The 15552-nt window shown below is 54.6% G+C and carries 12 protein-coding genes and 4 pseudogenes; 8 read left to right on the forward strand and 8 right to left on the reverse strand.

Features of this window, described 5'->3' with window-relative positions:
* The first annotated feature begins 62 nt into the window (after positions 1 to 62).
* Complete coding sequence (locus tag OA238_RS08035) at positions 63 to 491, forward strand: hypothetical protein (RefSeq protein ID WP_044036498.1); 429 nt, start codon at positions 63 to 65, stop codon at positions 489 to 491.
* 32 nt (positions 492 to 523) lie between these two features.
* Here the strand turns inward: OA238_RS08035 and OA238_RS08040 are convergent, their stop codons facing one another.
* Positions 524 to 1807, reverse strand: coding sequence for an IS256-like element ISOan3 family transposase (locus tag OA238_RS08040; protein ID WP_015494805.1), 1284 nt, complete (start codon positions 1805 to 1807; stop codon positions 524 to 526).
* Between the two features lie 244 nt (positions 1808 to 2051).
* Here OA238_RS08040 and OA238_RS08045 point away from each other — a divergent pair, with 244 nt between their 5' ends.
* Positions 2052 to 2363 carry an H-NS histone family protein gene (locus OA238_RS08045; RefSeq protein WP_015494806.1) on the forward strand — a complete coding sequence of 104 codons (312 nt, stop codon included), beginning with the start codon at positions 2052 to 2054 and terminating at the stop codon, positions 2361 to 2363.
* A 15-nt stretch (positions 2364 to 2378) separates the two neighbouring features.
* Here OA238_RS08045 and OA238_RS32640 read toward each other — a convergent pair whose 3' ends face one another.
* Together OA238_RS32640 and OA238_RS08050 are read right to left on the reverse strand one after the other, a co-directional pair.
* Positions 2379 to 2519 carry a hypothetical protein gene (locus OA238_RS32640; protein ID WP_187293165.1) on the reverse strand — a complete coding sequence of 47 codons (141 nt, stop codon included), beginning with the start codon at positions 2517 to 2519 and terminating at the stop codon, positions 2379 to 2381.
* Complete coding sequence (locus OA238_RS08050; RefSeq protein ID WP_015494807.1) at positions 2516 to 3451, reverse strand: cation diffusion facilitator family transporter; 936 nt, start codon at positions 3449 to 3451, stop codon at positions 2516 to 2518. The genes OA238_RS32640 and OA238_RS08050 overlap by 4 nt, the downstream gene beginning before the upstream one ends.
* A 75-nt stretch (positions 3452 to 3526) precedes the next feature.
* Here OA238_RS08050 and OA238_RS08055 point away from each other — a divergent pair, with 75 nt between their 5' ends.
* The 3 genes from OA238_RS08055 (at position 3527) to OA238_RS08065 (ending at position 8138) form a co-directional block, all read left to right on the forward strand.
* On the forward strand, positions 3527 to 3982 hold the full coding sequence (locus OA238_RS08055; protein ID WP_015494808.1) for a MerR family transcriptional regulator: 456 nt from the start codon (positions 3527 to 3529) through the stop codon (positions 3980 to 3982).
* A 527-nt stretch (positions 3983 to 4509) separates the two neighbouring features.
* Positions 4510 to 5673: an RsmB/NOP family class I SAM-dependent RNA methyltransferase gene (locus tag OA238_RS08060; protein ID WP_015494809.1), complete on the forward strand. Its 1164-nt coding sequence runs from the start codon at positions 4510 to 4512 to the stop codon at positions 5671 to 5673.
* A 128-nt stretch (positions 5674 to 5801) separates the two neighbouring features.
* A complete protein-coding gene (locus tag OA238_RS08065; protein WP_015494810.1) occupies positions 5802 to 8138 on the forward strand; it encodes an ATP-binding protein in 2337 nt (778 codons plus the stop codon).
* Here OA238_RS08065 and OA238_RS08070 read toward each other — a convergent pair.
* From OA238_RS08070 to OA238_RS29920, 4 genes and pseudogenes are all read right to left on the reverse strand, one after another.
* The gene (locus OA238_RS08070) at positions 8135 to 9115 is read right to left on the reverse strand and encodes a glucokinase (protein ID WP_015494811.1); all 981 of its coding nucleotides are present in this window, start codon (positions 9113 to 9115) and stop codon (positions 8135 to 8137) included. The two genes, OA238_RS08065 and OA238_RS08070, sit on opposite strands and share 4 nt — an antisense overlap.
* A 2-nt stretch (positions 9116 to 9117) precedes the next feature.
* On the reverse strand, positions 9118 to 10437 hold the full coding sequence (locus OA238_RS08075) for a GH1 family beta-glucosidase (protein ID WP_015494812.1): 1320 nt from the start codon (positions 10435 to 10437) through the stop codon (positions 9118 to 9120).
* Between the two features lie 14 nt (positions 10438 to 10451).
* Positions 10452 to 11276, reverse strand: a complete 825-nt coding sequence (locus OA238_RS08080) for a substrate-binding domain-containing protein (protein ID WP_015494813.1) — start codon at positions 11274 to 11276, stop codon at positions 10452 to 10454.
* A gap of 150 nt (positions 11277 to 11426) precedes the next feature.
* Positions 11427 to 12311 (reverse strand): annotated as a pseudogene (locus OA238_RS29920) (integrase core domain-containing protein); the annotation flags it as partial.
* Between the two features lie 58 nt (positions 12312 to 12369).
* Between OA238_RS29920 and OA238_RS08085 the strand changes: the two are divergent.
* Positions 12370 to 13392: an IS30 family transposase gene (locus OA238_RS08085; protein WP_015494757.1), complete on the forward strand. Its 1023-nt coding sequence runs from the start codon at positions 12370 to 12372 to the stop codon at positions 13390 to 13392.
* On the opposite strand, the pseudogene OA238_RS34690 reads toward OA238_RS08085, so the two are convergent.
* Positions 13383 to 13526, reverse strand: a pseudogene (locus tag OA238_RS34690) (integrase core domain-containing protein); the annotation flags it as partial. The gene OA238_RS08085 and the pseudogene OA238_RS34690 overlap by 10 nt on opposite strands.
* 414 nt (positions 13527 to 13940) lie before the next feature.
* Here OA238_RS34690 and OA238_RS34955 point away from each other — a divergent pair.
* Positions 13941 to 14171, forward strand: a pseudogene (locus OA238_RS34955) (DUF6444 domain-containing protein); the annotation flags it as partial.
* Positions 14172 to 14353: 182 nt separating this feature from the next.
* Positions 14354 to 15540 (forward strand): annotated as a pseudogene (locus OA238_RS33620) (carbohydrate ABC transporter permease); the annotation flags it as partial.
* Between the last annotated feature and the right edge of the window lie 12 nt (positions 15541 to 15552).

Consider the following 15552-nt stretch of genomic DNA (forward strand, 5'->3'; position numbering starts at 1 on the left):
ATCCTGCCACTTCCGTGGCTCACTTTTGCACTGCCGTTCTCACGTTTTGCGGGCATCGCAAAATGTGCCAAACAGTGACGCTTGAGACAGGCCATAACGCGGACGACCTCGCCGAAATGCACCTAAATATTGCTGAAGCAAATTTGCTAAAGGACAAGGTCGTAAATGAAGCTGACAGGCAAGAGATCAGAAGAAATCTGCGCGAGGGGTTCGGAAAGTTCTTGGCTGGCAATGTGGTCAATGTGCCTGCCGAGGTCCATTTCTATGTCGCGACGCCATGTGCAGAACATGCTTGTCCCGAACCGCTAAAATCTCGTGCTGAGCGGTTAGAGATCGGGCTAGTTAGGGCAGGGGGCTCTCTGCCCCATTGCAGTGCGGCATTCGACATGAAGGGCGGAAAACGGCCCTTCGCTGCGGTCTCCACCGAAGACCGCTGTGCGGAGTTAGTGAGCTTTCGCTGCGGCAGCGGGGGATGTCCCGTACGATGTTGAAAATCGGGCGAGTGGCGCTGCTTGATTGATGGTTAGGCGACGTCCTTGATTTGGTCAAGCGTTACGGTATTGCGATGATCTAGCAAAGCTTGCTTGAGAATGGGGAGTTGCTTGTAGGCCTTTAGGCGGCGGAAGCCTTTCGCGGCTTCCAGCATACCAGCCCCTGTCCAGCGCAGCGCCATTTTTGCATCGCGCCAGCGTTTGACGTTTCGACAGACCTGTCGGATCACGCTGTTCATAGATTCAATGATGTTGGTGCTGGCCAATGAGCGTCTCAATTCCACAGGTAGCCCCAACCTAACAACAGTTAGAATTTCGTCTAGGCCCTCAAGGATCGACTTTGAAACGTCCGGAGCCTCAAGCTCTAGTCGCTGGGCAAGATTCCGCATCAACCGCTCGGCTTTGTCGGCATCATCAAGCTCCCATGCTTGCTTCAGCGCGCGGCGTACGGAGGCGTGCAGCTTTGGAGGAAGCCTGTCAGTTATGTTGCGGGCCTTGTGTATCTGGCATCTTTGGATGGGAATATCGGCACCAAATGTGCGCCGAATTGCCTTGGTCAGTGCCTTAGCCCCATCTACGATGAACAAATAGCAGCCCGCTGGATCGAGCCCACGCTCTATCAGATTGTCCAAAAGCGCCTGAACCGTCGCGGCGTTCTCGGTCGCCCCTTCAATGACGCCCAGAGGGTGCTTTTCGCCTGAAACCTCCACACCCACGGCCGCAAGCATCAACAAATGATCGTCCAAATGCAGCCCGTCGATCTGGATCGCTACAAGGTCAAGCTCCGATAGATCAGATGACATCCACTCATCCAGGCGCGCTTGGGTGAGTGCTTTGAAGCGACGCGAAACTGCTGACCTGGACAGCCCGCTCCCTGCCTTATTAGGCACCTTCGCTTCGGGCAGCCGTACAGCTCGGTCATACTTACGGGTGGAAACATTCATCAACATTAGGCTCATTGCCCATTGTTCAAGGAAGCCACCCGAGGAGGCCTCTTCCCAGCTCGGCAGGACAATCTCTTTTCCGGTCACTTTATCGCGCACACGGGGGCGCTCCAGCTCAATCTTCCCACCATGGAACCCAACCTGACCTTTCGCGGTGCCCCATCTGTGGCCAGGCTTGTCAGTGCAATGCTCGTATCGGCCACCCGCCAGCGTATCTGCGTCCTCACCAAACATCTGAACCAGACTGGCGACGCCCGCCGTCAGGCAGAACTGCTCGAAGCTCTCGCCAACTTTGTCCCAGGCTGTTTCCACGAGTTGATGAACATTCGACGCGCTGGCAAGTCCAGCGCTTGCTGTGATAGTCTTCTTCATGGTGTTGCTTCCTTTTGCGATTAAACACCCAGAGCCTACGGCTCAGGGGAAGCAACGCCACCCTAAATTAAAATTTCAACATTCTTCGGGACATTCCCCGGCAGCGCAAACGAACCCTTTAAGCAGCGTTCCAAAAACGGTGGTTTTTAGAGCTGACGGAAGCGGTGTTCCTCACCATTTGGTGTTGCCGCTAAAACTCAAAACGATAGCCGAGAGCCAAATACTTAGATAGAAAGTTGAACTCATGACGAATCCTGACTTGGAAAAACTGTCCGTAGAAGAACTAAAAAAATTGCAAAAAGATGCGGCTAAAGCGGTCGCAAGCTTTGAAGATCGTAAACGTGCAGGCGTGATTGCAGAGTTAGAGGCGGTTGCGCAAAAGCATGGGTACAAGCTGGTGGATCTTACGGGTGGCAAGAAAGCTAAAGTTGCTTCGCCCGCCAAGTACAAGCATCCGGAAGATTCATCGCTCACCTGGAGTGGGCGTGGTAGACAGCCTAATTGGATTAGGGATGGGCCCTCAACGGAAAAATCGTTAATCGTCTTTGCGATCTAAAAATATTTCGCGGATTCAACTCACCAGTGCAACTTTACCCACGGTATGATGCGTGAGGCGGCGATCCGGGACAAAGATCGACCAGACCAGCATCGTGATCAACGCAGCTTCGCAGAAAAGGGCGGTGATCAGCGTGACAGGAACCATATCGCTCATCCGTGCTGCTCCTCGCCGTGTCCTCGCCCGCCGAACTCGGATGGGTCATCGCAAGCGTGGCGCGCGCATTCCAGCTCCAGAGTGGTGTGCTCGATGTCGAATTGGTCGGACAGTGCGGCCTTGATCCGGTCCTTTACAGCGTCTGCGTCACTCCAGCGTCCCTCAGCAATGACGATATGGGCGTCGAGCGCAGCGCGATGTTCGTCCATCTGCCAGAAATGGGCATGGTGGATGCCGGTCACGCCGTCGATGCCGCGCACCGTATGGAGGACAGCTTCCGTCTCAATCTCCGGCGGCGAGCCCAGCATCAGAATGCGGATCACAGGGCCGATCTCATGGAACGATTGCCAAAGGATGTATCCCGCGATCATCACCGTCACAATGGGGTCAACCAGCCGCCAGTCGTAAAGCAGGATCAGTGTGCCTGCGAAGATCACGGCGACCGAACCGAGTGCGTCAGCCACATTGTGCAGGAAGGCCGCACGGATGTTCACACTGGACTTAGACATGGTGTAAGTCAGCATAGCCGTCACCACATCAACAACGAGAGCTATGCCCGCGATGACGACAATAATCCAACCCTCGACATCCTGAGGGTTGGCAAAACGCATTGCGGCTTCGTAGAGAAGGTAGAGGCCTATCACGATCAGTGTCGTGTAGTTAATGAGTGCCGCAAAAACCTCGACCCGGCCATAGCCGAAGGTCATCTCCGCGTCTCGTGGCTGTCGCGCTATTTTGCGCGCGCCGAAAGCGATGATGAGCGAGATCGCGTCGGAGAAGTTATGCAGCGCGTCCGCGATCAAAGCCAGCGATCCGGACATGATACCGCCTATGACCTGCGCGACTGTGAGCCCCATATTGACGGCAATGGCGGCGAAGACGCGGCGGTCGCCCGCTTCGGGGTCGACGTGATGATGATGGCCGTGTCCCATATCGGTAGCTCCTTTCGATTCGCATCCTTTTCATATAGATACGATCTACAGCGACTGTAGCTTCAAGGGGCAAATGTGAAAGAGTATTCAATCGGGCAGATGTCGCGCCAGACAGGCGTTAAAGTGACGACGATCCGCTACTACGAAAGCCGGGGTCTTATCCCGTCACCTGCGCGCACAGAAGGTGGGCAGCGGCGATATGATGACGCCGCGCTCGAACGGCTCGCTTTCCTGCGCCATGCGCGGAAATTGGGGTTCGGGTTCGATGACATCGCGGATTTAATGGCTCTGGCTGAAGAGCCTGCCGAAGATTGTGCGCCCGCCCATGAGATCGCTCGAAAGCAGCTCGCGGCAGTGGACCGACGCATGACCATTCTTGCGCAGCTTCGCAAAGAACTGGCGCGGATGGCAAACGCGGACGATAAGGGGCAAGCAGGGGATTGCCGCGTTATCCAAGTGCTCGGCGATCACCGTCTTTGCATCGGCGCGCATGAAGCACCAACAAACCTGTCTATAACCAATAGCGATTGAACGAACCTCATTGCTTAACAAGACATTGGCTGCACTCTGACGAGCGAACAGATTGGGCTCAGAGCCGCGGTTAGCTGCGTTTGCACATCGAAAAACTGAGTCGCAGCCCCGAGTGTCCGCTTTCTTCAAGTTGGCTAATTTAGTTTGCGGGTGCAGCGAAGGTCTGGAATCCGCCCTTATCGCGTGAGCGATGCCGCCATCAGCGCGGTCATGGGTCACTTCGAGATTTCATCGAGGACACGACGCCAGTTGTTCGAAGCGGGAAGCCCAACAACGGACCTCTACAAGCGCCGAAAGCTGGGTCCAGTCATGGAAGTTGCCGAAGCTTTGGAGTGCGAATGGTGGCCTTCAATTCAGCCATTTACTGGTGTAGATCTACGATCAGACGTTGATCGACTGATGCAGACTGATGCAGCAGAGTAATAGAATCTCATTTTTTCTAAGGAAATTTCAATGCATCTGCTAAACGATAATAACGTGCGTGATGTCCAGATCACGCGCGAGTCGCCCAACTATCGGGCCATTTAATGACACCTGCTGCGCGCGTTGCCGCTGCGATTGAAGTTCTCGACCTGATCTTTGAAGGGGCCACACCCGAAAAATCGCTAACCGGGTGGGGGCGGCGTCATCGCTTTGCAGGATCCAAGGACCGCGCGGCCATTCGCGATCACGTGTTTCAGGCGTTGCGGTGCCGTGCGTCGTATGCGTGGCTTGGTGGTGCGCAATCCGGACGCGGTGTCATGCTCGGCGCGATGCGCGCCGCGGGGCAGGTGGATGAAATGTTTAGTGGCATCGCCCATGCGCCGCGCTTGGTTGAAGACGGTGAAGATGCCCGTGCCATTGAAGACGCAGATCGCGCAACGCAAAACGACATACCCGAATGGTTGCTGCCGCATTTCGACGGTGCTTTGGGCGCGGATTCTGACGGTGTCATGGAGACACTGAAAACCCGCGCTGGGGTCTTTTTACGCGTGAATGCCGCGCGTACAGATACGATGGAAACGATCGACGTCTTGGCACACGACGGCGTCACGGTGGTGCTTGTCCGTGACATTAAAAATGCACTGCAAGTCACTGATAACGAACGGCGTGTGGCGCAAACAGACGCATATCTTACAGGCTTGATTGAACTGCAAGACGCCTCTTCGCAACACGCGATGATCTCCCTTGGATTGACCGCTGGACAACGCGTGCTGGATTTATGTGCTGGTGGCGGCGGAAAGGCTCTTGCGATGGCGGCGCTCGGCGCCGATGTGGTCGCGCATGATATTGATCCGCGCCGAATGGTTGATCTTGCGCCGCGCGCAGATCGGGCGGGCGTCGTGATTGAAACCGTCTTGACGGACGCGCTGGCAACGCTCGCCCCGTTTGACGTGGTTCTAGTGGATGCGCCGTGTTCGGGCAGCGGCACATGGCGGCGGACCCCTGCGGCAAAGTGGGATCTGACACCGGAACGGTTGTTGGAATTGAACCAAATCCAGGCCGATGTTTTGGTGCAAGCTGCACCTTTGGTTGGGGTTGGCGGGACGCTTGCCTACGCAACATGTTCCGTCTTTGACGTCGAAAACGGTGATCGAATTGATGAGTTTACTGAAAAAAATGGTGATTTTGAAGTGATCTCGAAAAGCCTGCGTCGTCCGCGTGCTGACGGTGATGGCTTTTTCTTTGTGCAGTTGCGCCGAACTACCTGACAGCCCTTGATTGCATTTGACATCTAGAGGAGTAGGTTGTTCGGAGCAATGGGCGCCGCACTTTAAGCCGTGGTTAAGGTTTTGATGATTCAGTGTCGCTATCGAATCGAACCTGAAAAGAGACGGGCGTGACAAATCATATTGACCATTCACATCATGGAATTGACCCGCGGCCATCCCTCTCGGCGCTGCGAAAAGAAAAACCGTCTGTTCCCGTTTTTCTGATTGTGATTCCGGGTGTCGTTGCGATTGTCACTGCGTTTTTCGTAGCACATCCATTTGTACGACTTGGCCTACTGGTCTTCGGATCAGCAGTGGTTTTGTTTGCACTTCTTGTTATCGCCTACAAATTTTTGCAAACCCGCAAGACGTCTTATGCGACGCAAGCCCTGATTTCCTTGATCAGTAATGATGCATCGCCCTGCTTCCTCGCTGATTTGGAGGGTCGGGTTTCATTTCGCAATGAAGCAGCCACGGACCGGTTCCGCGAACGGGCGGTCGAAACTCTTGGTCGTGCGTTTTTAGAACTTTTTGCCAACCCGGGCGCGGTGCTTTTTCTGTTGCAAAGCAAGGCGCAAGCGTTGGGCAGTGCGCGCGAAGATATTGTGACACGTAAAGGCCATGTGCGCCTGTCAGTGAACGCCATTGATGACGCTGTGTTTCTATGGCGCCTTGAGGATTTGTCCGACCGCGGTGGCGGTGCGCGTGCAGCCGATGCACTTAGTTTGCCGATGCTGACGGCAGGGCCAACAGGCACGATCCTTTACATGAATGAGGCGTTTCGTCGATTGTTCGGCGGGCGTGCCAAAAATCTTGGTGGCGTGTTTTCCGATCTACCAATCGTGTCGGGCCAAATCCACAAGGTGCTGTGCGAGGCAGGCGAAGTCGACAGTCTGGTAGCCGAAGTCCCAAGCCACGGCCGTCGTCGGGAGATTTACCTTTTGCCGGGCGATAGCCTATCTGAAGAAGCTGTGAGCGGGGCGGAGTGGGACGCCATTGAAGAACTTCCGGTGCCATTGTTAAAAGTTGCGATATCGGGCGAAATCATATCGGCAAACCACGAAGCGCGGGTGTTGTTGGACAATCGCATTCCAAAAGGCAGCCGGATTAGTGACCTAATGAAGGGCTTGGGTCGTCCGTTGGTCGACTGGCTGGCCGAAACCGCCGAGGGCAAAGGCACTTCTAAACCACAATTTCTTGAGGTTATTCATGACAGTAAAGAAATACACCTTCAGGTCTCTCTGAACCCGGCTGGTGACGCGGAAACGCCGCATGTGATTGCAGTTCTCAACGACGTTACAGAATTTAAGAACCTTGAAATGCAGTTTGTCCAAAGCCAAAAAATGCAGGCAATTGGACAGCTTGCGGGTGGCGTCGCGCATGACTTCAACAACCTACTGACTGCAATTTCAGGGCATTGCGATCTGCTTTTGTTGCGCCATGACCAAGGCGATGGGGACTACGCGGATTTGGTGCAAATTCACCAAAATGCCAATCGTGCCGCCGCGCTGGTCGGGCAATTGTTGGCCTATTCGCGCAAACAAAACTTGCAACCGGAGGTTATTGATCTGCGCAACACGCTGTCTGACAGCACGCATTTGTTAAACAGATTGGTTGGAGAAAGGGTCACGCTGACACTGGATCACGATCCGAGGGTGAGCCCGATCAGAGCAGATAAGAGACAGCTGGAACAAGTCTTGATGAACCTTGTCGTAAATGCGCGCGATGCGATGCCAGAGGGTGGCAATATCCGGATCGAAACTGGAAATACTGTGCTTGTTGAGGGATTAAGCCGCGACCGCGTGACAGTTCCGCCTGGTCGCTATGTGGAACTTCGGGTGCATGACACCGGTACAGGCATTCCCGAGGACAAACGGGTAAAAAGATTTGAACCATTTTGGACCACGAAGAAAACTGGTGAGGGCACGGGATTGGGTCTGTCGACGGCGTACGGCATCATTAAGCAGACTGGTGGATATATTTTTGTCGTTTCAACGACTGGGGTCGGCACAACGTTCAGTATCTTAATTCCGAGCCATGATGCGCCGGTTGAGTTTGTCCCTACGCCAGAAGTGATTGAACTCGTTGTTCCGAAATCTGGCGATGGTGTTGTGCTGCTAGTTGAAGACGAAGCACCTGTTCGCGCGTTTGCGTCCCTTGCACTCCAATTACGCGGCTTCACGGTATTGGAGGCTGATTGCGCCGAGGCAGCACTTACTTTGTTGGCCGACCTTGAACTTGTCGTCGATTTGTTCTTAAATGACGTCATTATGCCTGGCAAGGACGGCCCCACCTGGGTGCGCGAAGCACTTGCCGCTCGGCCAGATACCAAAGTGGTTTTTGTGTCGGGCTACGCTGAGGAAGCCTTTGGAGAAGAGCAAAAGAGCATCCCTAATTCGGTGTTCCTGCCCAAACCTTTTTCACTGAACGAGTTGACCAAAACAGTGCACAACCAGCTCCACTAGGTCGAGCGCAAGCTTTCAATGTGTGATGCAGAGCCAAGCAATGCGGCGTAGTCATCCTCGACCACGGAGACGGCAAAATTGGACATGAAACCCGCAAAGCGGCCCTTGTCGCGAAAGGCGTCGGCGAACCCGAACTGTGTCAGGTAGGGTGCAAGAGCGCGCGCCACGCCGCCAACGAGATAGACGCCGCCAAAGGGCAGTTGAATTAATGACAAGTTGCCGCAAACTGTTCCGAGAATGCGCGCAAACATAGCGGCGGCATCTGTTGCGCGTGCATCATCGCCATGCTCGCAGGCGGCCATGATCTCTTGCGCGGTTGCTTGCCCCACGGTGCCACTTTCCTGACCAAGGAAAGAATATACGCGTTCCAATCCGCGTCCTGAAAGGACGTCTTCGACGGCGGGAAATCCGTGGGCTGTTGAGACAAATTGACACAATCGAAGTTCTTGTTCGGTACGGATTGGCAGGTTGGCGTGGCCGGACTCTGAGGGTGGTACAAAACGACCCGCAGCAGTTTCAAACACAGGCGCCGCATTAAAGCCAGTTCCGACACCCACCACCAGACGCACAGCATTCGAACTTGGTGCAACGTCGGGCCCTTTTATGATCGGATTCAAGGAGGCCGCATCCAGATCGCCAATCGCGTGACCTTGAGCCTGCAGATCATTCAGAATCGCTACGGTTTCAGCCTTTGTGGCGCGCATCAAGGTCTCGCGGTCAATCGTCCAGTCAAGATTTGTCATCGTCGCCTTGCCGTCGCGCACGGGGCCTGCCACCGCAACACAGGCTGCGGCCGGATCGACGCCGCCTTCATCTGCCAAATAGGTCCGAAGGACCGCTTCCAAGCCGGAATATTTTGCGTTTGAATACCGCCGGATCGTGTCGGGCAGAATATCTCGACCATTGGCCAAAGCGCAGCGGGTGTTGGTGCCACCGATATCAGCCACAAGCGACAGAGTGTTAGCGGGATGGGTCATAATCAGCGCTCCAAAGCGAATTTAAGAGCGTGATAAGAGGCTTTCGGGGTGCGTTTCAAGGTGTCAAAGTCCATATGAATGAGCCCGAAGCGTTTTTCGTACCCCAATGCCCATTCATAATTATCCAACAGCGACCATAAAAAATATCCATTTACGGGCACACCATCGTCAATGGCGCGCAGAACAGCAGCAATATGCGCGTTCACGTATGCGATACGTTCAGGATCATCTACAACGCCGTTTCTGATCACATCGGCGTTGGACATGCCGTTTTCAGTTACAAGCAGCGGCAGGTCACCAGTGTATTCGCGCGCGGTCCGTGTAAGAAAATTGTACAAACCGTCGGGATAGATCTCCCAGTCCATTTGGGTCTTTGGCAGGGGGCCTTCGACGGTTTTAAGCGACGGCCATGGTCCATCCGTCGCTGCGATGTTTGATCGGGTGTAATAGTTCAGACCGACCCAATCCAACGGTGCTTTGATCGTTGCAAAATCATCCTGCCAACTGTCTGGCATGTGCGGCCCTAAGCCCTCCATGACGTTTGCGGGGTAAGTCCCTTTGAACACACCGTCCATGAAGAAGCGGTTGTAATACCCATCAAAAAGGTCGGTGGCAGCGCGCGATTGTGCGCTGTCATCCGCGGGGTTGGCCCATTCAAAATTGAACACGCCGCCCAAGTTGGACATGCCAAGATCGCGCATTATGATGATTGCAGTCCCGTGTGCCACAAGGATGTGGTGCATGGCGCGGGCTGTGGCGCGGATGTTGCGCAGGCCCGGTGCGTGGGCGCCAAGGAAATGCGACAACCAACCGACACACCATGGTTCATTGATCGGGGCAACGGCCGTCATGCGATCACCGATGCTCCCCATGATACAGGCGGTGTAATCGCTAAACCATTTTGGCATATCCGCACTGCGCCACCCGCCTTTATCGGCTAAAGCACTGGGCAGTTCCCAATGGTACAGCGTCGCGTATGGTGCCAATCCACGTTCCAGCATAGCGTCGGTCAGCCTGTCGTAGAAATCCAGACCTTCGGCGTTCGGAGTTACGCCGTCAGGCATCACCCGCGCCCAAGATGTCGAAAAACGGTAGGCGTCAAACCCTGCCGCTGCCATTAGATCGAGGTCTTCTTCGTATCGATTGTAATGATCGCAGGCCAATTGCCCGTGTTCGTTGCGCACTACATTTCCGGGCGTAGCCGCAAAGGTGTCCCAATGGGTTGACCCCGCACCACCCGCAGCGTGGCCTTCGATTTGGTAGGCGGACGTGGCAGCTCCAAAGATAAAACCTTTGGGAAACTCTGAGCGTTTAAAATCCATGGTGGTCTTTCTGGTCAAGCGGGGGCGGCTGTTGCGGGGGCAGGGCCGGTTGAGCGGCCCACGGTCAATTTGACCTCAAGCAAGTGATGCTGAGGCGGGGCGTCGGGGTCGTTAATTTGTGCAAGCAGCATTTCTGATAACGCGCGTCCGGCGACGCGCACAGAAGACCGCGTGGCCGTGAAAGTTGGAACGACCGCGCCGTTCGCCAGATAGGAAAGGCCGTCATCGTAGGTAATAACCGAAATGTCGCGGCCCATCTGTAGTCCGCGTTCTTCAAGGGCGCGGCGCACGCCCAAGGCGGAGATTATCGAGGAGACGAGGAACGCTGTAGGCGGGCGCGATTGGTCCAATATTTCCACCGTCGATGCATATCCGAATTCTTCCGTCATATCGTTACTGCGCAACAGGGCAGTTTCGAGTTTGACACCGCGCGCGCTCAACGCGTCTTCATATCCACTGCGGCGGCGGTGGGCGAAATCCATCGTTTCCAATCCGTTGATGAGCGCGATGCGCACATGGCCTAGATCAAGCAGGAAATAAGTGGCTCGACGAAATGCGCTGCGGTTGTTTACGTCAAGCCAGCTGTAGTTGACGTCTATGCCAGACGCACGACCATGGACTACAAACGGCAAGCCAATTTTATCCAACAATGCGATGCGGCTGTCGTTCATCTTTGGGCCATGCAGGATAACGCCATCGACGGTACCGCGGGTTTTGAAGGCGCGGTAGACCTTTTCTTCGTTGGCATCATCGACGATCGACAGCACCATTTCATAATTGTTACGCGCGTAAACCTCGCCAGCACCGGCAATGAAGTCACCAAAGATCGGATTGACCATTTCATGTTGATTGCCGATGGGAATCACATGGCCAATCGCGTTGGCGCGCCCCGTCGCGAGGCCTTTGGCGCGGGCATTTGGGCTGTAGTTATGTTCTGCAGCGACGGCGAGAATCTTTTTGCGGGTGTATAGGTTCAGGTGTTTTGAGACTCACACGACTTTGGCCTGAGTGATTCGAATGTACTCCATTGGTGTCTTGCCTTTCAAGGCATGATGAGGCCTGAATGTGTTGTATTTATTGACGGCTTTTCGAAGTTCAAACCGCATCGCTCCTATGCTGTCGGCAATGAGATCACGACATGCATAGAACTCTTCGCGGAAGGTGCGGTTACCGCGCTCGACACCACCGTTGTATTTTGGCCTTGCTGGCGGCAGCACAATGAGCGGGATCTCCATCTGTTCGCACGCTGTCTCAAAATCGGCCATAAACTCAGACCCGCCATCGACTTGAATTGAGATGATCTTATAGGGAGCTATTTCCACGAGTTCTTGCAAAAACCGTTTGGCAGAGCGTGCCGTGGCATTCGAATAAACTTGCGCGTGGATATGCTTGCTACACCTCTCCCAGGCTTGAAAGTGTTTGCACGTGACGCCGTTCTTCGTGGCAGTCATATGATCGATCTGCACACGCTCGCCAACCACAATATCTTTGTAATCCCTATATTTCCATCCCTTGGCATGCCCCTTGGAAAAATTACGCTTGCGCTTTTGGGGCGCAGATCTTGATCGTGTGATCAGGCCTTTTTTCCTTAGAAAGCTCAAAATGCGCCCCACGGTGCTATCGCTCATGGTTTGCTTTTTGTCGCGACGCAAGATGGCCCCTATTTTCTCCTTACCGTAGGTTTCATTGTCGCGGCGGGCCTCAAGCACCAATTGCTTTTCTGCCTCGCCCCACTGTGACTTGTTGCAGCGTTTGGGAGCCTTTGAAGGCGGTATGATTGCCTGCGCCAAAACCTTCAAAATACGCTTGTGACGGTAATATGTCGCGCGCGAGATGCCGACGAATTCAGCGCACTTTGATAGAGAAACGCCCTCTGCTTAGGCTCAAGTTTCAAATGCAACACTCAGAGCCCTTTGGGCATAGGATGTTGTGATGGACATACGAAGCAAGCACCTCAGCAGCGAGGACCGTGGCGTGATATTAGCCGAGCATAATAGGGGCAGCAGTCAGCGGTTGATCGGCCAGCTTTTGCATCGCCCGGCGAGCACGATCTGCCGTGAGCTGGCGCGAGGTCGGCAGGAAGACGGCAGCTATTGCCCGCAAGCGGCGCGGCAGGCCTATGATGCCCGGCGTGCGCGCTGCCGCCGCGAGCGCAAGCTTGTGGAGGGGAGCGATCTTTATCGTTTTGTTCATGGCAAGCTCGTACATCTGCACTGGTCGCCTGAGCAGATTGCGCAGAGACTGCGTCTCATGAAGCCTGATGATCCATCCGCCCATGTGAGCCATGAGACCATCTATGCCGCGATTTACGCGCAGCCACGTGGTGGGCTGAAGGCGGCGATGATCGAGGCGTTGCGTCAAGCGAAGCCTAAGCGTGGGCTCAAGCGCAGGACAGCGGCGGGCAGTGCTATGGTCCCGGAATCATTGCGCATTATCAATCGCCCTGAAGAGATCGAAGCGCGACTGGTACCAGGCCATTGGGAGGGCGACCTCATCAAGGGCGCATTCAATCGCTCGTCAGTGGGGACCTTGGTCGAGCGCAAGACACGCTTTGTCATTCTTTGCAAAATGGACGGCAATGGGGCCGAGGCCGCGCTCGACAGCTTCACCCGCCAGATGAGACGACTACCCGCTGCTTTGCGCAAGAGCATGACCTACGACCGCGGCTCCGAAATGGCCTGCCACCCCGAACTCGCCAGACGGTTGAAGATCGATATCTGGTTCTGCGATCCGCATGCGCCTTGGCAGCGTGGCAGCAACGAGAACACCAACGGACTGCTGCGTCAGTACATGCCCAAAGGAACTGACCTGAACGGTGCAAGCCAAACATGGCTGAACGACGTTGCAAACCTGATGAACAACCGTCCGAGAAAAACTCTCGGTTGGAGAACACCCGCTGAAGCCATGGCCGACGAAATCGCGGCCTTCAAATCAACCGTTGCACTTGATGTTTGAATCCAAGCTGTACGTAAGTCGTCCCATTGCCGAACCTGACATTCGTATTTGATACGGTACACGTCCAAACATTCTTGTGTCCGCGCCCAAGCATAAAGTTTATAAACGTTCTTGTGCAGTCCGATGATTTGCATATTGGCCTCGTGAGCTGGTTTCTTTCAATTCTCAGTCTCCGAGGTCGCCTAAATCTTGGCAACAAAATTTTGTCTCACATCTATCTGAACTTATTCATAAGTTCTATTATGCAACCGCAGCATTTCAACGTAAACCTGAGGGCAGTTGACTCCGTCCCAAAATCCTAGCGATCTCAAGTTACCCAAAGCGCTTTGGTAACTTTGCGCGTGGAAATTTTTAGAATAGTGCGGCGTGCAAAATGCGCTGTTAGGGAGGACTAACATGAGAAATTCACTTGTAACTCCCAAGCACCCCAGCCGATAACGGGTTTTTGTCAGTTTTGATGTGAGTCTCCTTGGCCATTAGGCGCATGAATTTTCTGTTGTGGTCTGAATTTCGTGGCGCTGTGACGATTTCTCTGAATCATTGGTGGAATGGACCAAGTTACTGCTCTTGAACAACTCCTCGCCACGGCTCTGCGCAGGATCGCCGAGTTGGAAGCCGCGTTGGCGAGCATGGCGCAAGAGAATGCGGATCTGCGGCGTCAGTTGGCCAAGAACAGCAGTAATAGTAGCAAGCCGCCTTCGAGTGATGGGTTGAAGAAGCCGGTACCGCGTAGCCTGCGTGGTAAGTTGGGTAAGAAAAGTGGTGGCCAAGTTGGCCACCGAGGCGACACCCTACGTCAGACAGCAACGCCTGACTTTGTGGAGCGACATGAGGCTGAGGCCTGTGGCACCTGTCAGCATGGCTTGACGGCTGGGATGATCAAGGCGGTGGAGAGGCGTCAGGTTTATGACATACCGGTGCCGCGTCTGGAGGTCACAGAGCATCAGGCAGCGATTTATTGTTGTGGCTGTTCCCGACGCTGGGACTGTTCGTTAGCTCGTTTCGCACAAGCGAACAAATCACCGCATCGGGGTGGTGGTATTCATGTTCCCCGCCGAACAAACCCTGCAACTTCGCGCCCTTGATCCCGAGGACAACCGGATCGAAACATCCGCAGGGATTTTCGTGGTCGAAGGGTCGGCGTTTGACGAAGGGTTGGAGGCAGTTGCGATTGACAGTTGGGGGACATCATCGTGCGCACTGGATGCATATTCCGCAGGTGACGTGGCTGATTTGGGGGATGGCGAAACATTCACGCTGAACGCTGATGGCACATATATCTGGCAAGGCGACGACGACCAGATCAGCGGTCGCGCCCAGCGGTTTTTCTTCACTGCGACGATCCCACCCGATTTCACCTTATCGAATTACGACCAAGTGTTGCTGGACGAAAAGAACTCAGAAGGCATGGCAAAGGCGTTCTTTAACACGCTGACGGTGGTCATCCCCGCGACGATCATCCTGATCCTGATTGCGGCATTTGCGGCCTATGCATTGGCGTGGATGAAATTCCCTGGCCGCGCTTTGCTGGTCGCGACGGTTGTTGGCCTGTTGGTCGTGCCGCTGCAACTGGCGCTCATTCCGCTGCTGACTTTCCACGTCGGCGCGATGGAACTTTTGACCTCTGTGATGGGAACAGTTGACGAGGACAGCAAGCTGACCAGCGTGAATTGGTTCGGCAACTGGTTTGGCATGTCGGAAGGCGAGAAGATTGCCGGTAAGGGCTACTTTGGCGCATGGTTGGCGCACACAGGGTTTGGCCTGCCGCTCGCGATTTATTTGCTGCGCCATTACATGGTTGGCCTGCCGCGAGATATCATTGAAAATGCCAGTGTTGATGGTGCGACCGAATTCCAGATTTTCACCAAGATCATTCTACCACTCAGCTTTCCAGCACTCGCGTCATTCGCGATTTTCCAGTTCTTGTGGACTTGGAATGATCTGCTGGTGGCCTTGGTGTTCCTGATCGACAGTTCCGGCAATACAACCGTCATGACCAAGCAAATTGTTGAATTGCTCGGCACGCGGGGTGGCGATTGGGAAATCCTCGCGACCTCGGCGTTCGTGTCGATTGCGGTGCCATTGCTGGTGTTCTTCATGATGCAAAAATATCTGGTGCGCGGTCTGTTGGCCGGCTCCGTCAAATAACCCCAAGGGAGA

This window comes from Octadecabacter arcticus 238 (genome assembly GCF_000155735.2).
Classification (GTDB): Bacteria; Pseudomonadota; Alphaproteobacteria; order Rhodobacterales; family Rhodobacteraceae; genus Octadecabacter; species Octadecabacter arcticus.

Bases quoted from the DNA above. Each gene is read 5' to 3' on its own strand.
- OA238_RS08080 (WP_015494813.1), bottom strand. From the start codon at position 11,276: ATGGTCAATCCGATCTTTGGTGACTTCATTGCCGGTGCTGGCGAGGTT.
- OA238_RS08060 (WP_015494809.1), top strand. From the start codon at position 4,510: ATGACACCTGCTGCGCGCGTTGCCGCTGCGATTGAAGTTCTCGACCTG.
- OA238_RS08045 (WP_015494806.1), top strand. From the start codon at position 2,052: ATGACGAATCCTGACTTGGAAAAACTGTCCGTAGAAGAACTAAAAAAA.
- OA238_RS08070 (WP_015494811.1), bottom strand. From the start codon at position 9,115: ATGACCCATCCCGCTAACACTCTGTCGCTTGTGGCTGATATCGGTGGC.
- OA238_RS08040 (WP_015494805.1), bottom strand. From the start codon at position 1,807: ATGAAGAAGACTATCACAGCAAGCGCTGGACTTGCCAGCGCGTCGAAT.
- OA238_RS32640 (WP_187293165.1), bottom strand. From the start codon at position 2,519: ATGAGCGATATGGTTCCTGTCACGCTGATCACCGCCCTTTTCTGCGAA.
- OA238_RS08085 (WP_015494757.1), top strand. From the start codon at position 12,370: ATGGACATACGAAGCAAGCACCTCAGCAGCGAGGACCGTGGCGTGATA.
- OA238_RS08035 (WP_044036498.1), top strand. From the start codon at position 63: ATGTGCCAAACAGTGACGCTTGAGACAGGCCATAACGCGGACGACCTC.
- OA238_RS08050 (WP_015494807.1), bottom strand. From the start codon at position 3,451: ATGGGACACGGCCATCATCATCACGTCGACCCCGAAGCGGGCGACCGC.
- OA238_RS08075 (WP_015494812.1), bottom strand. From the start codon at position 10,437: ATGGATTTTAAACGCTCAGAGTTTCCCAAAGGTTTTATCTTTGGAGCT.